The organism is Scandinavium sp. UTDF21-P1B, assembly GCF_040750395.1.
Classification (GTDB): domain Bacteria; phylum Pseudomonadota; class Gammaproteobacteria; order Enterobacterales; family Enterobacteriaceae; genus Scandinavium.
Genome location: NZ_JBFLVD010000018.1, coordinates 306535 through 314213 on the forward strand (window position 1 = coordinate 306535; position 7679 = coordinate 314213).

12 protein-coding genes are annotated in these 7679 nt (G+C 52.4%); 11 read left to right on the plus strand and 1 reads right to left on the minus strand.

Features of this window, described 5'->3' with window-relative positions:
• The first annotated feature begins 11 nt into the window (after positions 1 to 11).
• Together AB1287_RS16545 and slyD are read left to right on the plus strand one after the other, a co-directional pair.
• Positions 12 to 212 carry a YheV family putative zinc ribbon protein gene (locus AB1287_RS16545; protein WP_312628462.1) on the plus strand — a complete coding sequence of 67 codons (201 nt, stop codon included), beginning with the start codon at positions 12 to 14 and terminating at the stop codon, positions 210 to 212.
• 94 nt (positions 213 to 306) lie between these two features.
• Positions 307 to 891, plus strand: coding sequence for a peptidylprolyl isomerase (gene slyD / locus AB1287_RS16550; protein ID WP_312628464.1), 585 nt, complete (start codon positions 307 to 309; stop codon positions 889 to 891).
• Positions 892 to 956: 65 nt separating this feature from the next.
• On the opposite strand, the gene AB1287_RS16555 is transcribed toward slyD, so the two are convergent.
• Positions 957 to 1175, minus strand: a complete 219-nt coding sequence (locus AB1287_RS16555) for a protein SlyX (protein ID WP_312628466.1) — start codon at positions 1173 to 1175, stop codon at positions 957 to 959.
• Between the two features lie 215 nt (positions 1176 to 1390).
• Here AB1287_RS16555 and fkpA point away from each other — a divergent pair, with 215 nt between their 5' ends.
• From fkpA to AB1287_RS16600, 9 genes are all read left to right on the plus strand, one after another.
• Entirely contained in the window at positions 1391 to 2239 is an 849-nt protein-coding gene (gene fkpA, locus AB1287_RS16560; RefSeq protein ID WP_312628468.1) for an FKBP-type peptidyl-prolyl cis-trans isomerase, read from the plus strand.
• A gap of 170 nt (positions 2240 to 2409) precedes the next feature.
• Positions 2410 to 3132: a helix-turn-helix transcriptional regulator gene (locus AB1287_RS16565; RefSeq protein WP_312628470.1), complete on the plus strand. Its 723-nt coding sequence runs from the start codon at positions 2410 to 2412 to the stop codon at positions 3130 to 3132.
• Positions 3132 to 3518 (plus strand): sulfurtransferase complex subunit TusD, encoded by a 387-nt coding sequence (tusD, locus tag AB1287_RS16570; protein ID WP_435618464.1) that lies wholly within the window; start codon positions 3132 to 3134, stop codon positions 3516 to 3518. The genes AB1287_RS16565 and tusD overlap by 1 nt, the downstream gene beginning before the upstream one ends.
• Positions 3518 to 3877 (plus strand): sulfurtransferase complex subunit TusC, encoded by a 360-nt coding sequence (tusC, locus tag AB1287_RS16575; protein ID WP_435618465.1) that lies wholly within the window; start codon positions 3518 to 3520, stop codon positions 3875 to 3877. Before tusD ends, tusC begins: the two co-directional genes overlap by 1 nt.
• A 7-nt stretch (positions 3878 to 3884) precedes the next feature.
• The gene (gene tusB, locus AB1287_RS16580; protein WP_435618477.1) at positions 3885 to 4172 is read left to right on the plus strand and encodes a sulfurtransferase complex subunit TusB; all 288 of its coding nucleotides are present in this window, start codon (positions 3885 to 3887) and stop codon (positions 4170 to 4172) included.
• Between the two features lie 120 nt (positions 4173 to 4292).
• Positions 4293 to 4667: a 30S ribosomal protein S12 gene (gene rpsL, locus AB1287_RS16585; RefSeq protein WP_435618466.1), complete on the plus strand. Its 375-nt coding sequence runs from the start codon at positions 4293 to 4295 to the stop codon at positions 4665 to 4667.
• Between the two features lie 94 nt (positions 4668 to 4761).
• Positions 4762 to 5232 (plus strand): 30S ribosomal protein S7, encoded by a 471-nt coding sequence (gene rpsG, locus AB1287_RS16590; protein WP_008807044.1) that lies wholly within the window; start codon positions 4762 to 4764, stop codon positions 5230 to 5232.
• A gap of 97 nt (positions 5233 to 5329) precedes the next feature.
• Positions 5330 to 7444 carry an elongation factor G gene (fusA, locus tag AB1287_RS16595; protein ID WP_312628476.1) on the plus strand — a complete coding sequence of 705 codons (2115 nt, stop codon included), beginning with the start codon at positions 5330 to 5332 and terminating at the stop codon, positions 7442 to 7444.
• 70 nt (positions 7445 to 7514) lie between these two features.
• Positions 7515 to 7679: GTP-binding protein (locus tag AB1287_RS16600; protein WP_001326213.1), on the plus strand; the 165-nt coding region annotated here is incomplete at its 3' end.

Below are 7679 nucleotides of genomic sequence, written 5' to 3' on the forward strand. Positions count from 1 at the left end.
GAAGGTGAGCAATGGCTATCCGAAAACGATTTATTGCCGGGGCGAAATGCCCGTCGTGTCAGGCGCAGGACACGCTGGCGATGTGGCGCGAGAATAATGTCGATATTGTTGAATGCGTTAAGTGCGGTCACCAGATGCGCGAGGCCGACAAGCAGGCCCGTGAGCACGTACGTAAAGACGAGCAAGTGATAGGCATTTTTCATCCCGAGTAGCGATCCGTGCTGTCTTTTTTTAAGCTTAGGGGTACACGGGTGCAGAATTCCGCTACAATCTGCGCCACTATTCTTCCCATGCTCAGGAGATATCATGAAAGTAGCAAAAGACCTGGTGGTCAGCCTGGCCTATCAGGTACGTACAGAAGACGGTGTGTTGGTTGATGAGTCTCCGGTAAGCGCGCCGCTCGACTACCTGCATGGTCACGGTTCCCTGATCTCCGGCCTGGAAAAAGCGCTGGAAGGTCACGAAGTTGGTGATAAATTCGACGTAGAAGTGGGCGCGAACGATGCCTACGGTCAGTACGACGAAAATCTGGTACAGCGCGTACCAAAAGACGTCTTCATGGGCGTTGACGAACTGCAGGTTGGCATGCGCTTCCTGGCAGAAACTGACCAGGGTCCTGTACCGGTTGAAATCACCGAAGTGGAAGACGATCACGTTGTTGTTGACGGCAACCACATGCTGGCTGGCCAGAACCTGAAATTCCACGTAGAAGTTGTTGCGATGCGTGAAGCAACCGAAGAAGAACTGGCTCATGGTCACGTTCACGGTGCTCACGACCATCACCACGATCACGACCATGACGGTTGCTGCGGTGGTCACGGCCACGATCACGGCGATCACGAACACGGTAAAGGTGGTTGTGGCGGTAACGGCGGCTGCGGTTGCCACTAATCTGTACCGCTTTCGGGCGTTCAGATTAATGATAAAAAAGCGGGAGAACCCGCTTTTTTTACGCCTCAATAATGCGGTGGCGGCGTTTCTTCTGCCTGAGACGCCATGTGCGATGGCTGGCTGGCTTTCAGCTTTTCGACCATCAGGCGCATGTTGTCGCGCATTTTTGCCATTTCCATCTCATGGGCGGTGACCGTCCGATTGAGGTCCTCAATGGTGATCTCCTGAAACGCCAGGCGGCTTTCCAGTTCTGCGAGACGCGCTTCCAGTGTTAATTCACTCATGATTCACCTCTTCTGTTATTGCGCGGCGGATTCTACTGGACTTTCAGGTGGCGTGCAGCCTTATCACGAATTGAACGAAACTAATTTACACAAAAATAGTCTTAAAAGATCTGCGATTACAGAGCGTTCGTATGTAGATTTCTTCTACAACGCTTTATAGTACGCTACTTGTTGACTAAACCCTGGGGTGAGATGCCCCGGCCCTGGAGAAATGGATGAAATCACTGTTTAAAGTAACGCTTCTGGCAACCACGATGGCCGTTGCACTGAATGCCCCAATGACTTTTGCTGCTGATGCTGCGGCAAAAACAGCCCCGGCGACCGACGCGGCCAAAGCTGCGCCAGCAGGCCTGAATGCTGCATTCAAAACCGACGACCAGCAGTCCGCTTATGCACTGGGTGCATCGCTGGGTCGTTACATGGAAAACTCCCTGAAAGAACAGGAAAAACTGGGCATCAAACTGGATAAAGCTCAGCTGATCGCAGGCGTTCAGGATGCGTTTGCCGATAAGAGCAAACTCTCCGATCAGGAAATCGAGCAGACTCTGCAGACTTTTGAAACCCGCGTGAAAACGGCTGCACAGCAGAAAATGGAAAAAGACGCGGCTGACAACGAAACCAAAGGTAAAGCCTACCGCGATACCTTCGCCAAAGAGAAAGGGGTTAAAACCTCTTCTACTGGCCTGATGTACAAAGTTGAGAAAGAAGGGACCGGCGATGCGCCAAAAGACAGCGACACCGTAGTGGTTAACTACAAAGGTACGCTGATCGACGGTAAAGAGTTCGATAACTCCTACACGCGTGGCGAGCCGCTGTCATTCCGCCTGGACGGTGTGATCCCAGGCTGGACTGAAGGCCTGAAAAACATCAAGAAAGGCGGGAAGATCAAGCTGGTCATTCCACCGGATCTGGCCTACGGCAAAACCGGCGTTCCGGGTATCCCGGCTAACTCCACGCTGGTGTTCGACGTTGAGCTGCTGGACATCAAACCAGCCGCGAAAGCAGACGCAGCACCTGCTGCTGCCGCAGACGACAAAGCTGCAGCAGCGACCAGCAAAAAATAAACCTCTGAAAACCGCCGTCCGAAAGGGCGGCGGTTTTTTATTGGGCGCAATATAATAAAGACTGGAAAGCGCCTGATGTGCGTATTACCTTAGATGCCTCAATTTTGATGATGATATGAGCCTGCCCTGACAACCTAACGACAGGCTCCTGAAAAGGAGTGCTTTTTTTCATGTCCAGGTCGCTTTTAACCAACGAAACCAGCGAACTTGATCTGCTGGATCAACGTCCTTTTGACCAGAGCGATTTCGATATTCTGAAATCCTACGAGGCGGTTGTGGACGGGTTAGCGATGCTCATTGGCTCCCATTGCGAAATCGTGCTGCACTCATTGCAGGATCTCAAATGTTCCGCCATCCGTATTGCCAACGGTGAACACACCGGCCGTAAAATCGGCTCTCCGATTACAGACTTAGCGCTGCGTATGCTCCACGACATGACCGGAGCAGACAGTAGCGTATCCAAATGCTATTTCACCCGTGCGAAAAGCGGCGTGCTAATGAAATCGCTGACAATCGCGATCCGTAACCGCGAACAGCGGGTGATCGGGCTGCTGTGCATCAACATGAACCTTGATGTGCCGTTCTCACAAATCATGGGCACCTTTATTCCGCCGGAAACGCCGGAAGCGGATTCTCAGGTGAACTTCGCCTCTTCCGTTGAAGATCTGGTCACTCAGACGCTGGAATTCACGATTGAAGAGGTCAACGCCGATCGTAACGTCTCGAATAACGCAAAAAACCGCCAGATCGTGCTTAACCTCTATGAGAAAGGGATCTTTGATATCAAGGATGCCATCAACCAGGTTGCCGATCGTCTGAACATCTCCAAACATACCGTCTACCTCTATATTCGCCAATTCAAAAGCGGCGACTTCCAGGGGCAAGATAAGTAATGCGTTTTGCCCTGATGGTGACGGGGCCGGCCTATGGCACCCAACAGTCCAGCAGCGCGTGGCAGTTCGCCAATGCTCTGTCGGCGGAAGGGCATGAGCTCGTCAGCGTGTTTTTCTACCGTGAGGGCGTCTACAACGCCAATCAGCTGACCGCGCCTGCGAATGATGAGTTCGATCTGGTGCGGGCCTGGCAGTCATTACATGATGAGCACGGCGTTGCGTTGCATATCTGTGTGGCAGCGGCCTTGCGTCGAGGCGTGACGGATGAAACCGAAGCGAAGCAACTGGGTCTTTCGGCTTTTAACCTGCAACCGGGCTTTACCCTGAGCGGGCTCGGTGCGCTGGCGGAAGCGTCGCTGACCTGCGATCGGATGGTGCAATTCTGATGAAACGCGTAGCTTTCGTCTTTATGACGCCTCCACACGGCAGCAGTTCGGGCAGGGAAGGGCTTGATGCGCTTCTGGCGACGTCAGCGCTGACGGAGGAGATTGGCGTCTTCTTCGTGGGCGACGGCGTGTTCCAGATCCTCAGTGCGCAAAAGCCTGAGGCAATTCTGATGCGCGACTACATTCCTGCGTTCAAACTGATGTCGCTCTATGACATTGAAAACTGCTGGACCTGCGCAGCGTCGTTACGCGAGCGCGGGCTGAGCGAGTCCTCTTCCTTTATTATTGAGTCAGCCATTGTGGAGCCAGATGCGCTTCGCCAGCAGCTTGATAACTATGACGTCGTCTTGCGCTTCTGAGGCCACCATGCTGCATACCCTGAGTCACTCACCCTGGCAATATGACATCAGCGCTCAGCTTCGCTTAGTGAAGGCGGGCGACGATCTTCTTCTTCTCTCCGATGGCGTGATTGCGGCACTGGAAGGGAGCCGTTTCCTTGATATTCTCCGCGCCGCCCCAATAACCTTGCATGCGCTGAACGAAGACATTGAGGCCCGCGGCCTGAGTGGTCAAATTTCGAGCGACGTCGTCAGGGTTAGCTATACTGACTTCGTCAGGCTCACGATCCAGCATGCCGGGCAACTCACCTGGTAGCAGATCGTTGTATATTTCTTGACACCCTTTCGGCGTGGCCCTAAAATTTCGCGTCCTCATATTATATGAGGCGATTTATTACGTGTTTACGAAGCAAAAGCTAAAACCAGGAGCTATTTAATGGCAACAGTTAACCAGCTGGTTCGCAAACCACGCGCACGCAAAGTTGAAAAAAGCAACGTGCCTGCGCTGGAAGCCTGCCCGCAGAAACGTGGCGTATGTACTCGCGTATATACCACCACTCCTAAGAAACCGAACTCCGCACTGCGTAAAGTTTGCCGTGTGCGTCTGACTAACGGTTTCGAAGTCACCTCCTACATCGGCGGTGAAGGTCACAACCTGCAGGAGCACTCCGTGATCCTGATCCGTGGCGGTCGTGTAAAAGACCTCCCGGGTGTTCGTTACCACACTGTTCGTGGTGCGCTTGACTGCTCCGGCGTTAAAGACCGTAAGCAAGCTCGCTCCAAGTATGGCGTGAAGCGTCCTAAGGCTTAATGGTTTCCGTTAAGTAAGGCCAAACGTTTTATATTAATGTCAAACTAAACTCTTTGAGTTTTGGACAATCCTGAATTAACAACGGAGTATTCCCATGCCACGTCGTCGCGTCATTGGTCAGCGTAAAATCCTTCCGGATCCTAAGTTCGGATCAGAACTGCTGGCTAAATTTGTCAACATCCTGATGGTAGATGGTAAAAAATCTACTGCAGAAGCAATCGTATACAGCGCGCTGGAGACCCTGGCTCAGCGTTCTGGTAAAAATGAACTGGAAGCATTCGAAGTCGCTCTGGACAACGTCCGTCCGACCGTCGAAGTTAAGTCCCGCCGCGTAGGTGGTTCTACTTATCAGGTTCCAGTTGAAGTTCGTCCGGTTCGTCGTAATGCCCTGGCAATGCGTTGGATCGTTGAAGCTGCTCGTAAACGCGGTGATAAATCCATGGCCCTGCGTCTGGCGAACGAACTCACTGATGCTGCAGACAACAAAGGTACTGCAGTTAAGAAACGTGAAGACGTTCACCGTATGGCAGAAGCCAACAAGGCGTTCGCTCACTACCGTTGGTAATCCCTTCGGAGTGTTAGTCCCCAGGCGGACGCTTCAGGTAAGCCGTCCGCTCTGGGTCACTTAAACTGAACGTCTAAAGAAACAAACGAGGAATCAAATGGCTCGTACAACACCCATCGCACGCTATCGTAACATCGGTATCAGTGCGCACATCGACGCCGGTAAAACCACGACTACCGAACGTATTCTGTTCTACACCGGTGTAAACCATAAAATCGGTGAAGTTCACGACGGCGCCGCAACCATGGACTGGATGGAGCAGGAGCAGGAGCGTGGTATTACCATCACCTCCGCAGCGACCACTGCATTCTGGTCTGGTATGGCGAAGCAGTATGAACCGCATCGCGTAAACATCATCGACACCCCGGGCCACGTTGACTTCACCATCGAAGTAGAACGTTCCATGCGTGTTCTTGACGGTGCGGTAATGGTTTACTGCGCAGTTGGTGGTGTTCAGCCACAGTCTGAAACCGTATGGCGTCAGGCGAACAAATATAAAGTTCCACGCATCGCGTTCGTTAACAAAATGGACCGTATGGGTGCTAACTTCCTGAAAGTTGTTGGTCAGATCAAATCCCGTCTGGGCGCGAACCCTGTTCCGCTGCAGCTGGCAATTGGTGCTGAAGAAGGCTTCACCGGCGTTATCGACCTGGTGAAAATGAAAGCCATCAACTGGAACGATGCCGATCAGGGCGTAACCTTCGAATACGAAGATATCCCGGCTGAGATGCAGGACCTGGCTGACGAATGGCACCAGAACCTGATCGAATCCGCTGCGGAAGCGTCTGAAGAGCTGATGGAAAAATACCTGGGCGGCGAAGAGCTGACCGAGGAAGAAATCAAGAAAGCTCTGCGTCAGCGCGTGCTGAACAACGAAATCATCCTGGTAACCTGTGGTTCTGCGTTCAAGAACAAAGGTGTTCAGGCGATGCTGGATGCGGTAATCGATTACCTGCCAGCACCAACTGACGTTCCAGCGATCAACGGTATGCTGGACGACGGTAAAGATACCCCGGCTGAGCGTCACGCAAGTGATGACGAGCCGTTCTCTGCGCTGGCGTTCAAAATCGCAACCGACCCGTTTGTTGGTAACCTGACCTTCTTCCGTGTGTACTCCGGTGTGGTTAACTCTGGTGATACCGTTCTGAACTCCGTGAAATCAGCACGTGAGCGTTTCGGCCGTATCGTACAGATGCACGCTAACAAACGTGAAGAGATCAAAGAAGTTCGCGCAGGTGACATCGCAGCAGCGATCGGCCTGAAAGACGTAACCACCGGTGACACCCTGTGTGACCCGGACCACGCGATCATTCTGGAGCGTATGGAATTCCCAGAGCCGGTAATTTCCATCGCTGTTGAACCAAAAACCAAAGCTGACCAGGAAAAAATGGGTCTGGCTCTGGGCCGTCTGGCGAAAGAAGACCCGTCATTCCGCGTTTGGACTGACGAAGAATCTAACCAGACCATTATCGCCGGTATGGGTGAGCTGCACCTCGACATCATCGTTGACCGCATGAAGCGTGAATTCAACGTTGAAGCGAACGTCGGTAAACCTCAGGTTGCTTACCGCGAAGCGATTCGCTCGAAAGTTACCGATATCGAAGGTAAACACGCCAAGCAGTCTGGTGGTCGTGGTCAGTACGGTCATGTTGTTATCGACATGTACCCACTGGAGCCGGGCTCAAATCCGAAAGGTTACGAGTTCATCAACGACATCAAAGGTGGTGTAATTCCTGGCGAATACATCCCTGCCGTTGATAAAGGCATCCAGGAGCAGCTGAAGGCAGGTCCTCTGGCTGGTTACCCGGTAGTTGATCTCGGCGTGCGTCTGCACTTCGGTTCTTACCATGACGTTGACTCCTCCGAGCTGGCGTTTAAACTGGCAGCTTCTATCGCCTTCAAAGATGGCTTTAAGAAAGCAAAACCAGTTCTGCTTGAGCCTATCATGAAGGTTGAAGTTGAGACTCCGGAAGAGAACACCGGTGACGTTATCGGTGACTTGAGCCGTCGTCGCGGTATGCTGCGTGGTCAGGAATCTGAAGTGACTGGCGTTAAGATCCACGCTGAAGTTCCACTGTCTGAAATGTTCGGATATGCAACTCAGCTGCGTTCTCTGACCAAAGGTCGTGCATCCTATACGATGGAATTCCTGAAGTATGACGATGCGCCGAACAACGTTGCTCAGGCCGTTATCGAAGCTCGCGGCAAATAAGTCGCAAGTTAACAACTAATGTCCCGTGCTCTCTCCTTGAGGGGAGAGCACTATAGTAAGGAATATAGCCGTGTCTAAAGAAAAATTTGAACGTACAAAACCGCACGTCAACGTAGGTACTATCGGCCACGTTGACCACGGTAAAACTACCCTGACTGCTGCAATCACTACCGTACTGGCTAAAACCTACGGCGGTGCTGCTCGTGCATTCGACCAGATCGATAACGCACCAGAA